Here is a 21440-nt window from a genome sequence, read left to right as displayed (position 1 = left end):
GACGGACATGCCTGCTGGATCGAATCGGAAGCGTGAACGGCAGTACGAGCACATCAAGGAAGGCCTCAAGGACCGGGGCCGGAGCGAGGACGTCGCCGAGGAGATCGCGGCGCGGACCGTGAACAAGGAACGCGCCCGCTCCGGCGAGGCGAAGGAGTCGAGCCGTTCCTCCACCCACGACATCTCGTCCGGGCGCCGTGGCGGCCTGCGCTCGCACAGTGGGTCGAAGGGTCGGACGAAGGAACAGCTCTACAACGAGGCCAAGCAGAAGAACATCAAGGGCCGCTCCAAGATGACGAAGGCCCAGCTCGCCAAGGCCGTCGGCCGCTAGTCGGCATCCTTCGGGTGTTGTTCGAGGAGATGGAGGACCGGTACGCCGAGGTGCCGGCGGGCCTGGGCGGACCAGTCGACGTGGAGCAGTTGGGCGATGACGTGCGGGCGGGTGAGGACGACGACCTCCCGCCCGCCCACGCGCGGGATGTAGTCCACGAGTTCGTCGACCGGGTGCCGGTGCGTGATGATGCCCTCCGCCTCCCGGTCGTAGGACCGCAACCGCCCGACGCTGCGTTCCAGCGCCTCGGTGGCGTGCGCGTCGACCTCACGTTGCGCGTCGTCCCCCGCTCGCCGTACCTCGTCGTCCGGCGGGCCGCCGTACAGCTGACTCGGCGTCCCGAACAGATCCGGCCCGGCAAGCCCGGTCAACGACGCCTCGACCTGCGCCTTCGCGTTCTCACACGGAATCAGCACATGGAACTTCACCGGGTCAGTGGCGTCCGCGTACAACTGCACGATCTGCTTCGCATCGGGCGCGCTGACCTCTTCCTCGGCCAACACCAACACGTCATACATCTGAACCACCTCACACCCCCGGTACCCATCGGTATGACCGGGCCTGCGGCGGTCAGCGGCGGGCGCCTGCTTCGGTCATGACCTTGCGGGCCTCCGGCGGGAAGACGCCGTCGGTGATCTGGGTGTTGTCGATCACCTGGTTGTTGTAGCCGGGACCCTCGGGGTTGCGGGCCGGGCCGACGTCCCACCAGTTGCCGGTGACCAGGTTGTCCTTGGTGTTGAAGGTGTCCGGGTTGCCGGCGTCGGCGTTGATGTAGACCCAGCGGCTGCTGCCCAGGAACACGTTGTCACGCATCACGACGTACCTCGTCCCCTGGTCGATCAGGGCGCCGAACGTCACCTGGCTGTCGTACACGTAGTTGCGCTCGATCACGGTGCCGGGGCTCGACGACAGCGTGTAGATGCTGCCGCCGTCGTGCATCGCCTGCTTGGTGTCGTGGATCAGGTTGTAGGCGACGTAGTTCTCCAGGAACGTCGTCGGCGTCCGGTAGATCGGCTGGTAGTTGTAGAGCCCGGCCTCGAGGTAGTACTGGTTGCCGCCCGGGTCGTTGATGCCCCATCCCCAGCCGATGTCGACGCCGTCGTACGGCAGGTCGGTGAGGGTGTTGTGTGTGATCGTCGCGCGGGTGACGTACGTCGACAGGATGCCGGCATTGTCCCGGTAGTTCTTCGACACGCCCTTGATCGTGTTGTCCACGATGCGTACGTCGTGGTTCGTCATCCGCGGGTCCCGCGGATGGTGCGCGTCGGGCTGCACGCCACCGGCCACGATCGCGGAGGCGGCGCTGTTGGTGAAACTGTTGCCCCGGACATCGATCTCGGCGGCGCCGTACCCGATGCCGGACGCGTGCGCGTTCGGGTCCATGCCGAGGCCGAGCCCGACGGAACCGAGCTGCTCGAAGCTGTTGCCGTCGAAGGCGACGTGCTCGGCGGCGGACACCTGGACGGCGGCCGGGATCTGGTGCCATTCGTTACGGGTCTTCTCGAACTCGGGACAGCCGTCCTGGCAACTGGTCAGGAAGTCGGCCGGCTTGGCGTACTCCCCGACGATGTGCGCGCCGCTCTGCTGGTCGACGTACCCCTGCGGCCCGCTCGGGGAGTTCCAGGTCGTGTGCGCGAACGTGAGGTTGCTGAAGGCAAGGTTCTGGACGGGGTCGCGGTAACTGCCGCTGACCTGCACCAGCGACTCCAGCCGCGGCAGCCGTACGTCGGTAGCCGCCATCGACTGCCCGTCGGCCGGCCGGTAGAAGACCTTGCCCTTCGCGGAGTCGAGGTACCACTGGTTCGGGCCGGAGAGCAGCTCGTACGCGTTGTTCAGGTAGATCGCACCGCGGTTGTACGGCGACTTCAGCGTGTCGTAGCCGAAGTTGTTGTTGTCCCAGGCCGGCTGCTCCATCACCAGGGTGCTGCCGTCGACCGTCTGGACAGGGGAGTAGCGGTCCGTGAACGAGCCCAGCTCCTCGATCTCGAGGTCGCCGGGGTTCGACAGCCCGGCGATGCGCTCGGCCAGTGCCGGATCGTTGACGGTCAGACCGCGCTGGCTGAAGACCAGATGGTCGCGGGTCTTCTTCGACTCCGCCAGCAGCAGCTGGGTGCGCTGCGCGAGCTGTCCGTCGACGTACAGCTGGCGCGACCGGCTGCCGACCGGGACGTCGGCGGACCAGATGTTCTTCGCCGGGTCGGTCAGCGTCCAGCCGGTCACCTTGGAGCCACCGGACAGTACGGCGTGCTGCCCGGGCACGCTCTGCCAGGTGACGGTGTGCCCGTTGCGGCCGCCGTCGCGGGAGCCGAAGCGCAGCGGCTGGTCCAGCTCGTAGGTGCCGCCGGTCAGCAGGACCCGGACGTCGGCGGTCGAGTTCTTCGCCCGGGCCAGCGTCTGGGCGGCGTCGAGAGTGCGAACGACCTGGTCGGCGTGCAGGTCCTTGGGCTTCTTGCCGTCGGGGGCGACCAGGATGACGTTGGTCGGCCGCGAGGCGGCCGAAGCGGGTGAGGCGGAGAGGGCGGCGGCGCCGAGGACGAGCGCGCAGGCGGCGGCGATCACTCGGAGCGGACGAGGTCGGGTCATGCTTGACTCCTATGTCGTCTGTTGTCTGACATCTGTCAGCGGCAACGTAGAAGCGACTTCTCGATCGGTCAACAGTTGATCTCGACCACCGAGACCACTGGTCCTGATTCGGCCTCCGGTGAGGGCTACCCGCGCGGGAGTGGGCGCCGGCGCTGCCAGGCGGAGTTGATGTGGTTGGTCATGGCCTCGGCGGCGCCGGCGGCGTCGCGGTCGAGGATCCGTTCCAGCACGATCCGGTGCTCTGAGTTCGTCGTACGGACGTCCTCGACGCTCGGGTGGCCCTGGTAGCGCATGCTGGTCCGGGCCTGGCTGTGCACCGTGCTCACGATGGACCGGGCCAGCCGGTTCCCGGATGCGGCCATGATCTGGTCGTGGAACTCGACGTCGGTCTGGATGAAGACCTCGGGGCGTGCCGTGTCGGCCTCGAGGCGGTGGAAGATCGCCTCGATCGCCGCGCGGTCCTCGTCGGTCGCCTGTGCCGCGGCCAGGCCGGCCAGGTTGGACTCGAGCGCGACGCGGACGCCGACCAGTTCGTCGAGGATGCCCAGATTCGCGTCGTTGCGGACCGCGGCCGCGAGCACCGCGGAGTCCAGCAGGTTCCAGTTCGAGTCGTCCTTCACCACCGCGCCGATCCCGCGGCGGACCTCGACCAGGCCCTTGGCCTCGAGGAGCTTGACCGCCTCGCGGACGGTGATCCGGCTGACCTGGAACTGCTCGGACAACGCTGATTCCGGCGGCAGTACGGCGTTCGGCTGGATCGCGCCGGACACCACCCCGTCGAGGATCGACTCGACCACGAGGTCGGCCAGCCGCGCCGGACGTTGCGCGGCCGCCGCCGGCGCGAGTCGCACGGTTGCCTGTCCGGGGTCCGACGCCATGATGCCTCCCGAGTTCGTCTGCACCGATGTCTGTCACCGGATTCTCGCCCATCCTTCAGCAGTCAACAAACTCTTGACAACAGACAACAGACAACTAACATCAAACCGAGTCGCAAGGCTCAACGAACTCGACAGAAGAAGGAGGGCGCCATCATGCCGACCGCCTCAGGTCCGACCACCCGGGGACTCCGCAGCTCGCGGCGCGGCTGGTTCGCGGCCGCTCTCGTTCCGGCGCTGGCACTCGTGTCCGCCGCGTGCGGTGCCGCCGCCCCGCAGACCCAGTCCGGCAGTGGGGCGAGCACGGGCGGCGGCAAGCTCGTCGTCTGGGACTGGCACTCCGGTGACGCGACCACGAAGGAGTACTACGCGAAGGCCAAGTCGGACTTCGAGGCCAAGCACCCGGGCGTCCAGGTCGAGTTCGTCGCGCAGCCGTACGACCAGTACTACACACTGCTCGGTACGGCGATCCAGGCCGGCAAGGGCCCGGACATCTCGATGTTCAACGGCGGCGCGCAGATGCGGGACCGGGCCTCCTCACTGCTGCCGCTGGACGACAAGGTCGGTGACCTGAAGGACCGGCTGGTCGGCTGGGACGCGTTCCGCAAGGGCAGCGCGACGTACGCCGTACCGGTCACCCTGCAAGGCTTCCCCTTCTACTACAACAAGGCCGTCTACAAGAAGGCCGGCCTCGACCCGGAGACGCCGCCGAAGACCCTGACCGAGCTGCAGACCGCCTGCGCGGCGATCAAGAAGTCCGGCAACGCCTGCTTCAACCTCGGCAACAAGGAAGGCCTCGGCATCGAGTTCTTCCTGTCCGGCTTCGGCCCCGGCGTGTTCAGCCCCGCGCAGTACGACGCCTGGCTGGCCGGCAAGCGGGACTGGAAGTCGCCTGAGGTCAAGCAGATCTTCGAGCTGTGGAAGCAGACGAACGACGAGGGCTGGTACAACAAGGGCGTCAACTCGACCGCCATGTTCATGGACCAGTTCACGATGTTCTCCGGCGGCAAGGGCGGCAACGTGATCGGGCTGATCTCCGACACCGCGCACTGGAAGTCGTTCGACGAGTTCCTCGGCCCGGACCTCGGCGTCTACAAGCCGCCGGTGTCGAACCCGGCGAACGTCACCTCGACCTTCCTGCCCGCGGAGGGCGGCATCGGGTACGGCGTGATGAAGTGGACGAAGGACCCCGCACTCGCCGTCGACCTGGTGAAGAGCCTGGCGAGCACCGACGCGGAGAAGTCGTTCTTCGAGAAGGCCGGCGCGATCGCGGCCGACAAGACCGTCGACACCAAGTCGGTCGACGTGAAGGCGGCCGGCGAGATCGTGTCCTGGCTGCCGGACAGCAAGCCGCTGCTGCACACCGCGCTGTCGGCGAAGACGCTCGACCTCATGCACCGGCTCTCCCAGCAACTGATCAGCGGTGACGTGACGGTCGACCAGGTGCTGACCCAGTTGGCGGCGTCGGACAAGTGACCCAACAAGTCGCAGGGTCCGGAGATCAGACGATGGCGCAGGCAGCCACGGCACAACGCAGTACGACGGCAGTCCGCCGGTGGCACCTCAGCGAGCACAAGATCGCGGCGCTGGTGCTGGTGACACCGGCGTTGCTGATCATCGTCGGGCTGCGGATCGTGCCGCTCGTCCTCGGTGCGCAGTACTCGCTCACCGGGGACGGGGACCGCAACGGCCTGTTCGTTGGCCTGGCCAACTACCGCACGCTGCTGGACGATCCGGTGTTCCGGACCGCGGTCAGGAACGTGGGCCTGTTGTTCCTGGCGTTGCCGGTCGCCGTCGCCGTACCCGGGCTGCTGGCCACCTTCCTGTTCCTGAAGGTTCCCGGCCATCGGTTCTACCGCAGTGTGTACTTCTTCCCGGTGGTGCTGTCGCCGGTGATCATCGGCGCGATCTTCAACATTCTGCTGTCGTTCGACGGTCCGCTGAACCAGTTGCTCGGCAAGGCCGGTATCGGGCCGGTCGACTGGCTGGGCAACTCGCACATCGCGATCCTGTCGGTGATCGGCGTGCACATCTGGGCGACGTTCGGGATGGCGCTGGTGATCTTCATGGCCGGGTTCTCGACGCTGGACCAGTCGTTGCTCGACGCCGCGCGGTGCGACGGCGCGACGCTGCCGCAGACCGTCTGGCACGTGGTGATCCCGGAGCTCAGCCGGACGATCCAGTTCGTCTTCGTCACCACGATGATCGGGATGCTGACCGGGATGTTCGGTCTGATCTATGTGATGACCGCGGGCGGGCCGGGCGGTGCGACGTACCTGCCGGAGTTCTACATCTGGGTCACCCAGAGCCAGATGAACAGCCCGGCGCTGGCCTCGGCCGCGTCGATGGTGCTGTTCGTGCTGATGCTGCTGGTCGGGCTCGCGCAGATCCGCCTGATCAAGCGCGCCACCAAGGAGGTGTGAGCGATGCGCGAACGTGGATTCGGACGCTGGGTCGTCGCGATCCCGATGTGCCTGCTGGCGCTGGCCACGATCTATCCGATGGTGTTCACGCTGAACGTCGCGATGAAGTCGCGGCGCGAGTACGTCCTGGACCGGTTCTCGCTGGCCGATCACCTGACCGCCGCGAACATCGCCGACGCCTGGAACTCCTCCGGTCTCGGTCGCTACACCTTCAACTCGGTGGTGGTCACCGCGGGCTCGGTCGCGCTGTTGCTGCTGCTCGGATCGATGGCCGGGTACGCGTTCAGCCAGCTGACGTTCCGTGGGCGCCGGTGGCTGTTCCTGGTCTGCCTGGGCGCGTTGATGATTCCGTTCCAGGTGATCATGGTGCCGTTCTTCCGGGTGCTCGGACAGATCCACCTGCTCGACACGCACGTGGGGCTGATCCTCGCCTACACCGGCCAGTTCCTGCCGTTCACGATCTTCCTGATGACGAGCTTCTACTCGCGCATCCCGGCCGAGATCGTCGAGGCCGCGCGGGTCGACGGCAGTACGACGCTCGGCGTGTACCGGCGGATCATGCTGCCGCTCGGACGTCCGGCCCTGCTCTCGGTCGGGATCCTCAACGCCTTGTTCTGCTGGAACGACGTCCTGATCTCGTTGCTGGTGATGCAGTCCGAGCAGCACCGCACGCTGATGGTCGGTGTCACCGCGTTGCGCGGTCAGTACTCCGACAACATCCCGCTGTTCGCCGGCGGAGTGCTCGTCGCGGCCCTGCCCGTGATCGCGATCTACCTGTTCTTCCAGCGCCAGATCACCGACGGCGTCACCGCCGGCTCGACCAAGGGATAGCCAGATGCGCATCACGGGATATCGCACCCTCACGACGGTGCACGACTGGGGCAGACCGATCGGTGATGCCAACGGGGCCGTCGGATCCGGCAAGACATCGGTGCCGGTCGTCGTACTGACCACCGACGTCGGTCTCGAAGGGATCGGGCTCGGCTCGCACGAGGGCATCGACACGCTCTTCCCCGCACTGGACGGCCAGGATCCGCGCGCGGTCGTGGCGCTGTACGACCGGATGCTCGCGTGGGTGTTCAAGCGTGGTCATGCCGGTGCCGTCTTCGGTGCCATCGGGGCGCTCGACATGGCGCTTTGGGACCTCAAGGCGAAGGCGGTCGAGCAACCGTTGTGGCGGCTCCTCGGCGCCCGCGATCACGTCGTACCGGCGTACGCGTCCGGCCTCGACGGGCCACTGGCCGACGACGAACTTGTCAGGCTGCACAAGCAGTTCGCGGAGCGCGGTCTGCAGGCGGCGAAGCTCAAGGGCGGGCTCGACGTGGCCGCGGACCTGCGCCGGCTCGACGTGCTGAGCGAGCTGTACCGGGACGAAACCGGGCAGGCCCCCGCGCTGATGCTCGACGCGAACGAGTCGTGGTCGCGCAAGGAAGCGGTCCGGCACATCCGGCGGATCGAGGAGCATGTCGACCTGGCCTGGGTCGAGGAGCCGGTACGGCGCTGGGACGTCGAGGGGCTCGGGATGGTCACGCGTTCGGTGAAGGCAGCAGTCGCGACCGGTGAGAACCTCACGGGACTCGAACAGTTCCGCCCGCTGGTGGCGGCCAACGCCGTGGACATCGTCCAGACCGGCAGCGTCTGGGGGATCACGCACTTCCTCCGGGTCTCCGCGCTGGCGCACGCGTTCGACCTCCCGATCAGCCCGGTGGGGTACGACGCCAATCCGCTCGGTCACGCGGCTGCCGTCGTACCGAACCATCTGTCGATCGAGATCCAGGACCTGTCGACGCCGGTCGGGATCAGCGCGGACCAGGAGATCGCCGACGGTCACCTCGTGCTCGGCGAGTCACCCGGCCTCGGGTACGCCCTCGACGAAGACGCCGTCGCGCGGCTCGGTGAAGCGGGCAGCTGGGACGACGACGCAGGTCCGCACGTACGCCCGGATCGGGCCGGCCGCCGTCTGGTCGGCAAGCCGGCGATCCGCGCCGGACGATGGGAGACGCAGGAATGAAGTCCGCTGTCGTGACCGGCGCCGGTGGGTCCCTCGGCCGGGCGATCGCGCTGCGGCTGGCACAGGACGGGTACGGCGTCGCGCTCCTCGACCTGCCGGGTGACGGTCTGGACGAGTCCGAGGCCGAATTGAAGGCGACGGGACATCCGCACGCCGCGCTCCCGATCGACCTGCGCGACGCGGCAGCGCTTGTGCGGACGATCGCCGCGGCCGAGGAGACCCTCGGCCCGCTCGACGTCCTGGTCAACAACGCCGCGATCTATCCCGCGAAACCGTTTCTCGACATCTGGCTGGAGGAGTACGACGACGTTGTCGCGGTGAACCAGCGCGCGTACTTCGTCGCGGCCCAGGCCGCCGCCGGGTCGATGCGGGAGCGGCGAGCGGGGTCGATCGTCAACATCGCTTCGATCACGTGGCACGGCGGATGGGAGAGGCTGGCGAGCTACGTCAGCACGAAGGGCGCCGCGGTCGCGCTCACCCGGGCCCTCGCACGGGAACTAGGACCCGAAGGCATCCGCGTGAACGCGGTGTCGCCGGGCGCCTTCCCGACGAAGGCCGAGACGATCCACGAGAATCCCGAGGCCTACAACGCCTTTGTGCTCGACCACCAGTCGATCAAGCGGCGCGGTACGCCGGCCGAGATCGCGTCGGTGGTGTCCTTCCTGGTCGGCCAGGACGCGTCGTTCGTCACCGGACAGACCCTCAACGTCGACGGCGGCTGGGTGATGGTGTGAACATCTTCGGAGACGAGTTGTCCGTCGCGGCTCTGCGGGAGCGGACCGGTGATCTGGCGAGCGTCGCGGGGGTCCGCGAAATCGAACTGAGCAACGGTGTCGAGCGTGGCGTGCGTGCGGTGCAGCTGCGGAGTGCGGCCGGGCTCGAGGTCGAGGTGCTCGTGGATCGCGCCCTCGATCTGGGATCCGCGCGGTTTCGCGGCGTACCGTTCGGCTGGCGGTCGGGAAACGGCTTCCGCCATCCGGGTTTGCACGAGAACAACGACGAAGGCGGTCTGTCCTGGCTGCGGGCGCTCGACGGGCTGCTCGTGTCCGGCGGCCTCGACCACACGCTGTTCGGCGATGAGATCGACGCCGGGCACTACCGCTATCCACCGAAACAGTCCGTGGCGCACGGTCTGCACGGCCGACTAACCGCGATCCCGGGCCGGCTGCTCGAAGCAGGCGAGGTCTGGGACGGCGACCAGTGCACTCTACGGGTGCGCGGCGAGGTCGTGCAGGCGACGTCGTTCGGTGAGCACCTGCGGCTGACCCGGACGGTCGAGATCGACTTCGACGGCCTCGAGATCCGGCTGTACGACGTCGTCGACAACCTCGGGTTCGAGCGCACGCCGCACATGTTCCTGTACCACTTGAACTTCGGCTGGCCGGTGATCGACGCCGGCACCGAGTTCGTCGCCCCGATCGCCGAGACGACCTGGTGCAGCGATTCCGTCGCCGAACAAGGCGTCTCGTACCGCGTCCAACCGGACCCGAAGCCCGGGTTCGTGGAGCAGGTGTACGAGCATCGCCTGGTTCCCGGCCCCGACGGCCGGCATCGCGTCGCGCTGATCCGCGGCGACAGCACGCTCGGCGTCGAGGTGACGTGGGACGCGGCCGCGATGCCGTGCTTCTTCGAGTGGCAGAACCTCCGCAGCGGCCAGTACGCCGTCGGCCTCGAACCGTCGACGCATCACGTCACGGGGAACGCCGCGGCGCGCGACGACGGCACGATGACCTGGCTGGAGCACGGTGAGTCGCGGGCGTACCGCACGACGATCCGGGTGCTCGACGGAGCCGAGGCCACCACCGCTGCCCGGGACGCGATCCGCCGCGTCGCCGGCCAGCCCGACTGACGACCTCTGGAGAAAATGTGAGCATTCTCGACGGCTACCGCGTACTCGACTGCTCGATCGCGATGGCCGGACCCTTCGCAGCCCAGCGGCTCGGCGACCTCGGCGCCGATGTCGTCAAGGTCGAGCCGGTGACGGGTGAGTGGCAGCGGCACGCCGCGGCTGGGGGCGCGAAGGGCAACGCGATCAACGTGTCGTTCCTGTCCCTGAACCGCAACAAGCGCTCGCTGGCGATCGACCTCAAGGCGGCCGAAGGCAAGCGGGTACTCCGGCGCCTGGTCGAGACCGCCGACGTGTTCCTGCAGAACTACCGGCCCGGCGTCGCGGAACGGCTCGGCGTCGACTACCCGACGCTGTCCGCCATCAACCCGCGCCTGGTCTACGTGTCGATGTCCGGGTACGGCGAGGACGGGCCGCACCGGAACCTGCCGGGACAGGACTTGTTGCTGCAGGCAAAGTCCGGCGCGATGCTGTCGACCGGACGGCACGGCGAGCCGCCGCAGCCGGCCGGGCAGTACCTCGTCGATGCCGTGACCGCGTCGACCGCGTTCGAGGCAGTGCTCGCCGGACTGCTGCACCGGGAGCGGACCGGTCAGGGACAGCTCGTGACGGTGAACATGCTCGACGCGATCACCACTCTGCAGATGCAGGAGCTGTCGGTCTTCACGGCCGGAAACGTTCCGCAACAAAGGGGTTCCGAGCCGCACGCGCATGTGTACATCAGAGCGCCGTACGGAACGTTCAAGACCGCGGACGGATTCCTCGCGCTGGCGATGCCTGATCTGCCGACGCTCGGCCGGGTGATCGGCGAGGACACGTTCCTGGCGATGGATTCCGAGGTCCACGGCTGGACGCATCGCGACGAGATCTTCCGGCTGACCGCCGCGCGTCTGCTCGGGCGGACCACCGACGAGTGGCTGGCGGACCTGGCCGCAGCCGGGATCTGGTGCGGGCCGGTGTACGACTACGAGCAGCTCGTCAACGATCCGCAGATCCGCCACAACGGCACCTTTGTCGAGTACGACCATCCCACCGAGGGCCGGGTCAAGACGCCTGGTTTTCCGTACAGCTTCGAGAAGACACCCGCGAAGGTCGAACGCGGTGCGCCGCTGGTGGGCGAGCACAGCCGGGAGGTCCTGGCGGAGGCCGGGTTCGACGCGGACGAGGTCGCGGACCTGCTGGCGACCGGCGTCGTCGCGGAGACTCCGCTGCCGGATCCGGTGCCGTGATGCCGCGATACCGAGGACTGACCTGGGACCACCCCCGCGGGCGGGATGCACTGGTAGCGGCTTCCGTCGATCGTGGGATCGATCTGACCTGGGACGTGCATCCGCTGAGCGGCTTCGAGTCCACACCGATCGAACAGCTCGCGGAGCGGTACGACGTCATCGTGCTCGACCACCCGCATCTCGGTGACGCCGTACGGCATCTTCAACCGGTCGACGACCTGCTGTACGGCGAATTCGTCGGGCCGAGCGTCTCGTCGTACCGGATGAACGGGCACCTCTGGGCGCTGCCGCTCGACGCCGCCACGCAGGTTGCTGCGACCCGTGTGGACCTGGCCGGCCCACCACCGCGGTTGTGGTCCGACGTGATCGCGCTGTCTCACCACGCACCCGTGACGCTGTCGCTGGCGGGACCGCACGCGTTGCTGACGTTCATGTCGATCTGCGTTGCGCTGGGGGAGGAGCCGGACTCCTTCGTGCCAACCGCGGCCGGACGCCGGGCCCTCGAACTGATGACCGACCTGACCACTCGCGCCCCGCGACACGCGGTGCCGCTCGATCCGATCGAGCTGCTGGACGACATGGTCTCGGACGACACCGTGGCGCATTGCCCGCTGGTCTACGGCTATGTGAACTATGCGTCGGTCGCTCTGGACCGCCGCGTGACGTTCACCGATGCACCGTCGGAGCGGCAGGGATCGCGGCCGGGTTCGACGATCGGAGGAACCGGCCTCGCGATCACCGCGCGCTGCACACCCGGCCCTGATCTCGTCGACCATCTGCGGTGGTTGCTTTCGGCAACTGCGCAGGAATCGTTCATCCCGGTGCACTCGGGACAGCCGGCGCTTTCGAGCGCATGGACGTCGGACCAGGTCAACGATCCGGTCTCAGGCTTCTACCGGTGCACGCTGCCGACGATCACGTCGTCCTGGGTCCGGCCCAGGCGCGCCGGATACATCGGCTTTCAGACCGCGGCGAGCGAGGTGGTCCGCGAGGTCGTGGACGGCGCCGTCTCGACCACTGCGGGCCTGGATCAGATCGCTGCCTTGTGGAAGGGGACCGACGATGAGTGAAGAGGTGCTGTTCGAGCAGCAAGGGCAGGTCGCCGTCATCACCCTCAACCGGCCGGCGAAGCTCAACGCGGTCACCGCGGAGATGTCCGACGCGCTGGTCGAGCTGGCTCGGCACTGCAACGAGTCCGACGACGTGCGCGCCGTCGTACTGACCGGGACTGGGCGGGCGTTCAGCGCTGGCTCTGACATCCGGGAGCTCGACAAGTACCCGACGCCGTGGGCGTTCCGGAACCGCGCGGACTACTGCGACTCGCTCAAGGTCCTGCGTAAGCCGGTGGTTGCCGCGGTCAACGGGTACGCGCTCGGCGGCGGTCTCGAAACCGCGTTGATCTGCGATATCCGGCTCGCGTCGACGACTGCCAGCTTCGCGGCGGCCGAGGTGAAGCTCGGATGGATCGGCGGTGGGGGCATGTCCGCACTGCTGACCCACAACATCGGGCCGGGCAATGCTGCGCTGATGCTGATGACCGGCGATCCGATCGACGCCTCGCGCGCACTGAGCTGGGGGCTGGTCAGCGAGGTGCTCGAGCCGGACGCGCTGCTGCCTCGTGCGCTGGAGTTGGCCACCACGATCGCGTCGCGTGCCCCGATCGCCGTCGAGACCGCCAAGGCGAACCTGTCAGCAGCATTGAACCTGCCGCTCGACCAGGCGGTCGCGTACGAGCGCGATCTTCAGACGGTCTGCTTCGCGACGAACGACGCGGCCGAGGGCCGAGCAGCCTTCTCAGAAAGGCGCGCGCCGCGGTTCACGCGGTCGTAGTGTCCGGTCCCAGGTTGCGGCGGATCCAGTTCTCGATGCCGGCGACGTGCGACAGCGACAGCGCGGCGGCGACGCTGGGCTGCCGGTCACCGATCGCGAGGGCGATCGCGCGGTGCTCGCGCTTCGTCTGTTCGAAGGCGTCTTCCTGCGTGACCGCTCGCCAGGTCCGGGCTTGGTGGGTGCGTCCGGCGACGCTGTCGACCAGTGAGCACAACACCGGATTGCCCGCGGCGGTCGCGATCCGGTGATGGAACTCCACGTCGTTCGCCACCATGTCGCCGACCGGGCTGTCGACGTCGACAGCCTCGGTCAGCGCGAGCAACTCGGCCACGTCGTCGGCGCTCATCAGGAGCGCGGCCTTCTCGGCGGCCATCGGTTCGAGCGCCCGGCGTACCTCGAACAGGTCGAGGATGCCGGAGTCCTGATGGAAGTCGATGATGAAGCTCATCGTCTCCAGCAGCAGGTCCGGCGTCAGGCTCGTGACATAGGTACCGTCACCCCGTCGTACGTCGAGGATCCGCAGCATCGACAGCACGCTGACCGCCTCGCGCAGCGGGCTCCGCGAGATGCCGAGCTGGTCGGCGAGATCCGCCTCGCGGGGCAGCTTGTCGCCCGGCTTGAGGCGGCCGTCGAGAATCATCGTCTTGATCTTCTCGATCGCGACGTCGGTCAGAGCCATCCGGCTACCCTCTCAGTCCTTTGGGCCGTCGGGGTCTTTGGGGCGGAGGCGCAGCGTAGCCATGCCGCCGTCGACTGCGAGCGCCGTACCCGCCGTCGAGCCGGACGAAGGCCCGGCCAGGTAGACGACGGCGAGCGCGACCTCCTCCGCGGCGACCAACCGCCCGTGCGGCTGGCGAGCGTCGAGAGCGGCCCGTTCGGCGACGGGATCGGGCGCCGCGTCGAGCAGGCGCTGCACCCAGGGAGTTGCCGCCGTACCGGGGTTCACGCAGTTGACCCGGATACCTTCGCGGAGATGGTCGGCGGCCATCGCCAGCGTCAGCGACTGCACCGCGCCCTTCGTGGTGGAGTAGAGCGCTCGCTGGGGGATGCCCGTGGTTGCGGCGACCGAGGCGACGTTGACGATCGCGGCGGCGGGCGACTGACGGAGGTACGCGAGAGCGGCCCGGCTGACCCGGACCGCGCCCATCACGTTGACGTCGAAGACCCGGTGCCACTGGTCGTCCGGGTTGTCCTCGATCGTGCCCTGTGCGCCGATGCCCGCGTTGTTGACCACCACGTCGATCCGTCCGAACGCCTCGACGACCTGCTGAACCGCCGTACGCACGCTGGCGTCATCCGTCACGTCGGCCTTGATCCCGAGCACACCCTGCGGGACACCAGCAGGTTCGAGGTCGAACGCCGCGACGCGGGCACCCCGCGCCGTGAGTTCGCGGGCGACGGCCGCGCCGATACCCGATCCGCCTCCGGTGACGATCGCGACCAGACCGTCGTACTCCCCGGCGCTCATCTGGCGGCCTCGAACGCGACGTACTCCTGGCGCTGCCGGCCGAGACCGTCGATCTCCACCTCGACAACGTCTCCGGGACGCAGGTACGGGAACCGGCCGGACAGCGCCACACCCTCCGGGGTTCCCGTCATGATCAGATCACCCGGGTCGAGCACCATGTACTGGCTCAGGTGATGGATGACCGTGGCGACGTCGAAGATCTGGTCGGCGGTGCTGGAGTCCTGCCGCGGCTCGCCGTTGACGAAGCTGCGCAGACTGAGCTTCTGATGCTCGACCTCGTCGGGAGTGATCAGCCAAGGACCGACCGGGCTGAAGCCCGCCGCGATCTTGCCCTTGCTCCACTGGCCGCCGGACTGCTCGATCTGGAAGGCCCGCTCGGACAGATCGTTGGCCACCACGAAACCGGCCACGTGGTCCAGGCTGTCCGCGGGGGAGTCGAGGTACGACGCGCGCTTGCCGATCACCACTCCGAGCTCGACCTCCCAGTCCGTCTTCGTGCTGCCCTTGGGGATGGTCACGGCGTCGTTCGGGCCGGCCAGCGTGTTCGGTGCCTTGAAGAAGATGACCGGCGACGACGGCGGCTCGGCACCCGACTCGGCGGCGTGCGCGGCGTAGTTCATGCCGATGCAGATGATCGCGCCCGGCCGCGCGAGCGGTGCACCGATCCGCAGGTCGTCGGCGTTCTCGACGAGCGGCAGTTCACCGGCGGCCAGTGCGGCCGCGACGCGGGCCGGCCCGTCGGCCTCCCAGAACCCGGCGTCGAGGTCCGTCGTGAGGCCGGCGAGGCTGCGGACGCCGTCCTCGGTGATGACAACCGGCGCTTCCGCACCGAGAGGACCCAAGCGGGCGAACTTCATCGCACTACCTCCAGATCGTATCTTTAGCCGCATCTGACCGTGCTTTTGGCGGCATCGCACCACATTGACAGGTGAAACATATGATGTCTAGCGTGCTGTCCACAGTTCAGAACGCTGGGGAGCAGACGTGATTGACGTACCGCGGTTCGGTCTCGGGTGTGCGCCGCTCGGCAACCTGTTCCGGCAGTACTCCGAGGCCGAGGCCGACGCGATCCTCGACGCCGCCTGGGACGCCGGCGTCCGGCACTTCGACACCGCGCCGCACTACGGGCTGGGGTTGTCCGAGCAGAGGGTGGGCCGCTTCCTCGCGACGAAGCCGCGCGACGAGTACGTCCTCTCCACGAAGGTCGGGCGCCTCCTGCGGGAGGATCCGTCGTGGGACGGATCGGCGATGGCCGCCGGCGGGTTCGTCGTACCCGCGCGTCTGCAGCGAGTGCTCGACTACTCGGCTGCTGGAGTACGCGCATCGGTCGAGGAGTCGCTCGCCCGGCTGGGTCTGGATCGGGTCGACATCCTCTATGCGCACGACCCGGAGTTGTCGGGGATCCCTGGCGCGACGGAGTCGGCCTTGGCGGCCCTCGCCGAGTTGCGTGCCGAGGGGACGGTCGCGGCGATCGGCACCGGTTCGCTCGGCATCGATGCTCTGCTGACCACGGTCCGCACCGGGCTGGCCGACGTACTGATGGTTGCCAATCGCTACACGCTGCTGGACCACAGCGCCGTACCGGAGTTGGTGGATGCGTGTGACGTGCACGGGGTGCGGATCGTGGCGGCGGCTGTGTTCAACAGTGGGCTGCTCGCTTCCACGCCGAGCCGCGACGCGAAGTACGACTACGAGGCCGTGCCTGAAAACGTTTTCGCTCGCGCGCTCGAGATCGACAAGGTCTGCGCCGACCACGGCGTCGACCTCCCCGCCGCCGCGCTCCAGTATCCGCTCCTCGATCCACGCGTCATCTCGGTCGTCGCAGGCGCCGCGACTCCCGACCAGCTCGGCCAAAACCTGGCTCACCTCAACGCCCCGATCCCTTCGGCGCTCTGGCAAGACCTCGCCTCGCTCAACCTGATCCAGTAGGTCGGGGTGCCTCCTCCTCGCGGAGGAGACACCCCGGGGCTCAGGACGTCGTGATCGTGTACCGGGCGGACGCCGTCGGCTGGGCGCCGTTGCTGGTGGTGACCGTGAAGGAACTGGCACCTGGTTTGCTGGGGATGCCGGTGATGGCGCCGGTGTCGGCGTCGAGGGTGAGGCCGGCGGGCAGGGAGCCCTTGGTCACCGTGAACTTCCGGGTCTGTGGTGTGTTGCTGGTGAGCTTGTACTCGTACAGCTTGCCGATCGTCGCCGCAGGCGGCGGGTCACCGATCAGCTGGGGTTGTGGGATTGTCACGGTCTGCGGGGCGCCGATCGGGGCACCGGCCGTGTCGACCTCCTGCAAGGACCATTCACGGTCCGGCGTGGTCATCGTCAACTGCCAGCGCTTCGTGGTGTCGCCCAGGGCGGCGCGCTGTGCTGTCGTGAAGGCGCCCGCGTTCCTCGCCGACTCCCAGGCGCGGATAGTTGCCAGCAGCTCCTTTCCTTCTGCTGTGTCGCCCAGCGAGAGCGACGCGTAGTACTGGCTGCCGGCGTTCCAGGATGCGGCGACCGCGAGCGCGCCGACGATCGCGTCCTTGCGCGTGGGCGTGAGGCTCGTCTGTCCCATCATCCCGGGAAGGAAATTGGCCCGGTAGAACCGGTTGTTGCGGATCACCTGGTCGAGAGAGGTGATGTTCGGTTCGCCCCAGCTCATCCGGGTCTGGACGCTCCAGGTGTTCGACGAGATCCGGCTGGCCTCGCTGACGAAGCCGTCGGCGGCGGCCGGGCCGAGGTCGCGGTAGAAACCGTTCACCATCCGCGCCACGCCGTACGAGCCCCATCCGCTCTGTGACGCGGACTCCAGGCCGTCGAACGAGATCCCCTTCAAACCGGCCTTCCCGTACAGCGAACCCAGGCGCTCGGCGACCTCGTCGATGACGCCGAGCCCGCCGATCGCACCGCCGTACGAGTTCTTCACGACGACCTGTGCCTCGTCGCCGGGGGAGTGTGCTGCCGCCGCGGACGACCAGTACCCGCGGGTGATCCCGGTCAGCTTCCACTCGTGGTCGCCGACCTTCTCCTGCGCCGTGTAGCGGATGAACTCGTCGCCGACGCGGAGGAGGTCCGCGGGTCCCGGGGTGAGTCGGTCCACGCCGTCGACGTACAGCTCCGTGCCGTCGGCCGCGAGCGCCTTGGTCAGCTTCGGGCCCGGCCGTACGGCGAGGCGCTTGTCAGCAGGTGCCTTCAGGTAGGCGTCGTTCGGCTCGATGAAGTCGGACAGGGTGTGCGCCCCGAACTGCACGCCGCGCTGCTTCACCCCGGCAACTGCAGTGGCGAGCGCGTCGTCGCTGTTCTGGTATCCGTCGTTGAGGCCGTAGTGCCCGGTGGACTTCCAGGGTCCTCGTCCACCGCTGGCGTCGTAGATCCAGTCGAGGCCGGCCTGCCGCGCGAGATCCGCGTAGGCGGTCGCGTTCTGCGAGTTCGTACTGAGCCAGAACTCCGACGCGGAACTGGCCTGGGACACCTTCTGCCATTGACCGTTCAGCGTCGGATGCGGCTGGTCCTCGCCCACCTCGATCTGGCCGAGAACGGCCGGTGCCAGATCCGGCGCGCTGCCGAAGAGCGCGATCGACGACCCGATGATGGAGGCGTCAGGACCGCTCAAGGGCCCGAGCTCGAACGTCGCCGGGCCGCCGAAGCCGTTGACTTCCTGTCGCAACCGCGGCTTGCTGTAGTCGTCGGAGTAGGCGCGCAACAGGCTTCCCCACGGCGTGACGGCTGCCGCGCTCCACTCGTACATCGTGTCGACCTGCAGGTCGTACGGATTCTCGATCACGTCGGCCGCGAACCCGTACTGCTCGTCCTCGATCGGCCAGGCGCCGACGGTCTTGTCGTTCAACGGCCGCAGGCCGATGGCGAAGTCCTGGTCGCGCACGACCCCGACCGCTTCGCCGACTTCCTGGTTCGGGTTCGTCCGCGGATTGACGACCGTGGGCAGCGGTCCCCAGAAAGCGGTCTGCACGTCGGCGCCCGGCCGGGCTTGCAGGCCGCTGATCACGAGCTTGCTGTACGTCGGCCGGCGCTCGACGGTCACGTCGACGGTTGCGCTCGGCAACTTGAACTGAAGGGTCGCCGGGGCGTGGCGCCCTGGCGTCACGGCCGTCGGTTCCTCGAGGTGTCCGTCCACCATCAGGCTGACCAGCGGGGCGGACTTGCCCGGGGCCAGGTAGTCCTTGCCGGAGCGGACGTCGGTCAGTGCCGTGACGCGTCCGCTGGGGCTGAGCCCGATCGACAGGAAACCTGCCTCGATGCGCAGCGGTGGCGCGGCGACCGCCGGTCCGGTCCAGAACGACGACATGGCGAGCGCGACAGCGACAAGACTGCCGGTGATCCGTCTCTTCCTCACGCACGGCTCCTTCGGGTCGAGTTATGCGAGAAGCTCGCATAACTCGGCCCATTGAAGCGACGCAGTGTTCCGGCGTCAAGGTTTCGAGTGACCCGAATGCCTGGATCTGCTTGCGGTTAAGGGATTTTCAGCTTCGGTTCGACAGTGCGAGCGGGGTCGGCTCGTCCGCACCGTCGACCGCGTGCAGCCGTGCCTCGACGTCGTCGAGGGCGAGACGGACGGCGCCGAGCGATACGCCGCGTCCACCGAGCGTCGACCAGCGGACGTCGATCTCCCACGGGCAGTGCGTGGCGAGCGCGGCCTCGAAGTCCGTCCGGAACTTTGGGCCGAGAGCGGCGAGCTGCCCGCCCAGGACCACGGTGTCCGGGTCGATCGTCAGCGCCATCGCGGCGACGCCGACGGCCAGGTCGCGCGCGACCGCACGCAGGATCCGGTGGGTAGCCGTCGCGCCCGCGTCGAGTGCTGCGAGATCGGTCAGGATGCGGTCCCAGTGCAGCATCGGCATCGTGCCGACCTCGCCGGCCCGACGATGCCGCCCGCGGTGCAGTTGCCCGTCGAGCACCACGCCGGCAGTGATCCGGCGGCCGGCATGGATCAGCAGTACGTCGCGTACGTCGGTGGCCGCGCCCGTCCAGCGCTCCGCGATCGCGGCGACGTTGCCGTCGTTGTCGACGAGCACCGGGCAGGTGACCGCCGCCCGCAGCGCACCGGCGACATCGAAGCCGGTCCAGTCCGGGAGCGTGGTGCTCAGTGAGATGCGGCCGGCGTCGACGATGCCCGTCGTACCGACTCCGAGACCGAGCAGCGGTGCCGGGGTGGATGCCTGGTGGATCGCTTTGTCGAGCAGCTTCCGGGCAGCGTTCAGCCGGCGTCGCGCGGTCCAGTCCAGCTGGGCCTCCGCGGCGACCTCGGCCAGGACGGTACCGGAGAGATCGGTGACCAGACACTCGATCCTGGCCGCGCCGAGGTCGATCCCCGCGACCAGGCCGGCGTCCGGCCGGAACCGGAATCGTCGTGCCGGACGGCCGACCGCACGACGCTCAGCCTTGGCGGCTTCCTTGCCGTTGGCATCGACCGGGGCCGGGTCCGAAGGATCCGTGGCGGACTCGACCTCGACCCAGCCCTGGGTCAGCAGGTCGGCGAGTGCGTCCTCGACCGTCCTGCGGGACAGGCCGACGCGGGTGACCAGCTGTGCGACGGTCTGCTGCGTTCCGGCCTCGAGGGCGCGCAGCACCGCGGAGCGATTGATCCGGCGCAGCAGCGCCGGGTTCTCCCCGGAGAGGGTCCTGCTGTCGGTCATGCCGCTCCTTCCGGCAGTCACCTTACGCGCATCGCTGCATCCCCTCAGCTGGTCCGCAGCGGTCCGGACCAATCACACTCCTGAACGATTCAGGTTTTCGTAGATGTGCGAATTAGGCCTTGTTCAAACATCTTTGCTCATATACGGTCACGTCCAATCAGATCCCTGTGACGGAGCATGCGAGGGGAGTGAGGACTGATCAGCAAGTCAGCCAGCCTGCGGTACCTCGGGCGGCGCCTCGGGTTCTACCTGGTGACGTTCTGGGCGGCGTTGACCTTCAACTTCCTGATCCCGCGGTTCATGCCGGGTGATCCGGCGGCAACCATGCTGCGGCGGATCCAGCAGTTGACGGGGCAGGCGCCGACACCGGACCAGATCCGCTCGGTGCGCCTGTTCTTCGGCGGCGCGCGGGAGAACCTGCCGGCGCAGTACCTGCACTACCTGAACGATCTCGTGCACTTCCGCTTCGGACTCTCGTTGAGCGAGTACCCGACGCCGGTCAGCGATCTCATCGCGCAAGCGCTGCCGTGGACCCTGCTGCTGGTGGGGACGACCACGATCATCGCCTGGATCGTCGGCACCGCGCTGGGTGCGTACATGGGCTGGAAGCCGGGCAGCCGGTTCGATGCGATCTTCGCGCCGACCACGACGTTCCTGCATGCGATTCCGACGTTCTGGCTGTCCCTGGTCGCGCTCTGGGCGTTCGCCTTCCAGCTCGGGTGGTTCCCGGTCTCGGGTGCCTACGACCCCGACGTCCCGTACCAGATCAACAACCTCTGGTTCCTGCTCAGCATCCTCAAGTACGGCGCGCTGCCGGCGCTGACCCTGATCTTCATCGGGTTCAACGGCTGGCTCTTCACCATGCGGAACGTGATGGTGACGACCGTCAGCGAGGACTACGTGCTGCTGGCGAAGGCGAAGGGCCTGCCCACCTGGCGGGTGTTGTTCAAGTACGCCGCACGCAACGCGCTGCTGCCCAACGTCACCGGACTCGCGCTCGCGATCGGGGGCATCCTCGGTGGCGTCCTGCTGACCGAGGTGGTGTTCACCTATCCGGGCCTCGGGCACCGGCTGTACCGCGCGACGGTCGACCACGACTTCCCGGTAATGCAGACGATCTTCCTGCTGATCACGCTCACGGTGCTGATCGCGAACCTGATCGCCGACTCGATCTATGTCCTGCTCGACCCGCGAACGAGGGACGAGGCCTGACC

General features: G+C 68.0%; 20 protein-coding genes. 12 read left to right on the top strand and 8 right to left on the bottom strand.

What is annotated here, in order from left to right; all coding sequences use genetic code 11:
- The first annotated feature begins 7 nt into the window (after window positions 1-7).
- Complete coding sequence (locus E0H45_RS39500) at window positions 8-331, top strand: plasmid stabilization protein (protein ID WP_131347483.1); 324 nt, start codon at window positions 8-10, stop codon at window positions 329-331.
- Here E0H45_RS39500 and E0H45_RS39495 read toward each other — a convergent pair.
- From E0H45_RS39495 to E0H45_RS39485, 3 genes are all read right to left on the bottom strand, one after another.
- Complete coding sequence (locus tag E0H45_RS39495) at window positions 328-849, bottom strand: hypothetical protein (RefSeq protein ID WP_131347481.1); 522 nt, start codon at window positions 847-849, stop codon at window positions 328-330. The two genes, E0H45_RS39500 and E0H45_RS39495, sit on opposite strands and share 4 nt — an antisense overlap.
- A 52-nt stretch (window positions 850-901) precedes the next feature.
- Window positions 902-2914 (bottom strand): right-handed parallel beta-helix repeat-containing protein, encoded by a 2013-nt coding sequence (locus E0H45_RS39490; RefSeq protein WP_131347479.1) that lies wholly within the window; start codon window positions 2912-2914, stop codon window positions 902-904.
- Between the two features lie 125 nt (window positions 2915-3039).
- Window positions 3040-3792, bottom strand: a complete 753-nt coding sequence (locus E0H45_RS39485) for a FadR/GntR family transcriptional regulator (protein WP_131347477.1) — start codon at window positions 3790-3792, stop codon at window positions 3040-3042.
- A 153-nt stretch (window positions 3793-3945) separates the two neighbouring features.
- Between E0H45_RS39485 and E0H45_RS39480 the strand changes: the two genes are divergently transcribed.
- Genes E0H45_RS39480 through E0H45_RS39440 form a run of 9 tightly spaced genes read left to right on the top strand, consistent with a single transcriptional unit; the run spans window position 3946 to window position 13128 of the window.
- Window positions 3946-5265 carry an ABC transporter substrate-binding protein gene (locus E0H45_RS39480; protein WP_131347475.1) on the top strand — a complete coding sequence of 440 codons (1320 nt, stop codon included), beginning with the start codon at window positions 3946-3948 and terminating at the stop codon, window positions 5263-5265.
- A 32-nt stretch (window positions 5266-5297) separates the two neighbouring features.
- Window positions 5298-6212 (top strand): carbohydrate ABC transporter permease, encoded by a 915-nt coding sequence (locus E0H45_RS39475; RefSeq protein ID WP_131347473.1) that lies wholly within the window; start codon window positions 5298-5300, stop codon window positions 6210-6212.
- A 3-nt stretch (window positions 6213-6215) separates the two neighbouring features.
- The gene (locus tag E0H45_RS39470) at window positions 6216-7043 is read left to right on the top strand and encodes a carbohydrate ABC transporter permease (RefSeq protein WP_131347471.1); all 828 of its coding nucleotides are present in this window, start codon (window positions 6216-6218) and stop codon (window positions 7041-7043) included.
- A gap of 4 nt (window positions 7044-7047) precedes the next feature.
- Window positions 7048-8223: a mandelate racemase/muconate lactonizing enzyme family protein gene (locus tag E0H45_RS39465; protein ID WP_131347469.1), complete on the top strand. Its 1176-nt coding sequence runs from the start codon at window positions 7048-7050 to the stop codon at window positions 8221-8223.
- Window positions 8220-8957 (top strand): SDR family NAD(P)-dependent oxidoreductase, encoded by a 738-nt coding sequence (locus tag E0H45_RS39460; RefSeq protein ID WP_131347467.1) that lies wholly within the window; start codon window positions 8220-8222, stop codon window positions 8955-8957. The genes E0H45_RS39465 and E0H45_RS39460 overlap by 4 nt, the downstream gene beginning before the upstream one ends.
- The gene (locus E0H45_RS39455) at window positions 8954-10072 is read left to right on the top strand and encodes an aldose 1-epimerase family protein (RefSeq protein ID WP_131347466.1); all 1119 of its coding nucleotides are present in this window, start codon (window positions 8954-8956) and stop codon (window positions 10070-10072) included. The genes E0H45_RS39460 and E0H45_RS39455 overlap by 4 nt, the downstream gene beginning before the upstream one ends.
- Before the next feature lie 17 nt (window positions 10073-10089).
- On the top strand, window positions 10090-11298 hold the full coding sequence (locus E0H45_RS39450) for a CaiB/BaiF CoA transferase family protein (protein ID WP_131347464.1): 1209 nt from the start codon (window positions 10090-10092) through the stop codon (window positions 11296-11298).
- On the top strand, window positions 11298-12368 hold the full coding sequence (locus E0H45_RS39445) for a carbohydrate ABC transporter substrate-binding protein (RefSeq protein ID WP_131347462.1): 1071 nt from the start codon (window positions 11298-11300) through the stop codon (window positions 12366-12368). Before E0H45_RS39450 ends, E0H45_RS39445 begins: the two co-directional genes overlap by 1 nt.
- On the top strand, window positions 12361-13128 hold the full coding sequence (locus E0H45_RS39440) for an enoyl-CoA hydratase/isomerase family protein (protein ID WP_131347460.1): 768 nt from the start codon (window positions 12361-12363) through the stop codon (window positions 13126-13128). Before E0H45_RS39445 ends, E0H45_RS39440 begins: the two co-directional genes overlap by 8 nt.
- Here the strand turns inward: E0H45_RS39440 and E0H45_RS39435 are convergent.
- From E0H45_RS39435 to E0H45_RS39425, 3 genes are read right to left on the bottom strand one after another with little or no spacing between them, the layout of a single operon-like run.
- The gene (locus E0H45_RS39435) at window positions 13115-13807 is read right to left on the bottom strand and encodes a FadR/GntR family transcriptional regulator (protein WP_131347458.1); all 693 of its coding nucleotides are present in this window, start codon (window positions 13805-13807) and stop codon (window positions 13115-13117) included. The two genes, E0H45_RS39440 and E0H45_RS39435, sit on opposite strands and share 14 nt — an antisense overlap.
- Window positions 13808-13819: 12 nt before the next feature.
- The gene (locus E0H45_RS39430; protein WP_131347457.1) at window positions 13820-14596 is read right to left on the bottom strand and encodes an SDR family NAD(P)-dependent oxidoreductase; all 777 of its coding nucleotides are present in this window, start codon (window positions 14594-14596) and stop codon (window positions 13820-13822) included.
- Window positions 14593-15453 (bottom strand): fumarylacetoacetate hydrolase family protein, encoded by an 861-nt coding sequence (locus tag E0H45_RS39425; protein WP_131347455.1) that lies wholly within the window; start codon window positions 15451-15453, stop codon window positions 14593-14595. The genes E0H45_RS39430 and E0H45_RS39425 overlap by 4 nt, the downstream gene beginning before the upstream one ends.
- 127 nt (window positions 15454-15580) lie before the next feature.
- On the opposite strand from E0H45_RS39425, the gene E0H45_RS39420 reads away from it, so the two are divergent.
- Window positions 15581-16525 carry an aldo/keto reductase gene (locus E0H45_RS39420; protein WP_131347453.1) on the top strand — a complete coding sequence of 315 codons (945 nt, stop codon included), beginning with the start codon at window positions 15581-15583 and terminating at the stop codon, window positions 16523-16525.
- Between the two features lie 40 nt (window positions 16526-16565).
- On the opposite strand, the gene E0H45_RS39415 is transcribed toward E0H45_RS39420, so the two are convergent.
- Both E0H45_RS39415 and E0H45_RS39410 read right to left on the bottom strand, forming a co-directional pair.
- Complete coding sequence (locus E0H45_RS39415; protein WP_202872743.1) at window positions 16566-18926, bottom strand: Ig domain-containing protein; 2361 nt, start codon at window positions 18924-18926, stop codon at window positions 16566-16568.
- Window positions 18927-19053: 127 nt separating this feature from the next.
- Window positions 19054-20226 (bottom strand): ROK family protein, encoded by a 1173-nt coding sequence (locus E0H45_RS39410; RefSeq protein ID WP_131347451.1) that lies wholly within the window; start codon window positions 20224-20226, stop codon window positions 19054-19056.
- A gap of 252 nt (window positions 20227-20478) precedes the next feature.
- Here E0H45_RS39410 and E0H45_RS39405 point away from each other — a divergent pair, with 252 nt between their 5' ends.
- Window positions 20479-21438, top strand: a complete 960-nt coding sequence (locus E0H45_RS39405; protein WP_202872742.1) for an ABC transporter permease — start codon at window positions 20479-20481, stop codon at window positions 21436-21438.
- Window positions 21439-21440 lie beyond the last annotated feature (2 nt).

It is taken from the genome of Kribbella soli (assembly GCF_004331345.1).
GTDB classification, from domain to species: domain Bacteria; phylum Actinomycetota; class Actinomycetes; order Propionibacteriales; family Kribbellaceae; genus Kribbella; species Kribbella soli.
This window is presented reverse-complemented; position numbering and strand designations above follow the sequence as displayed.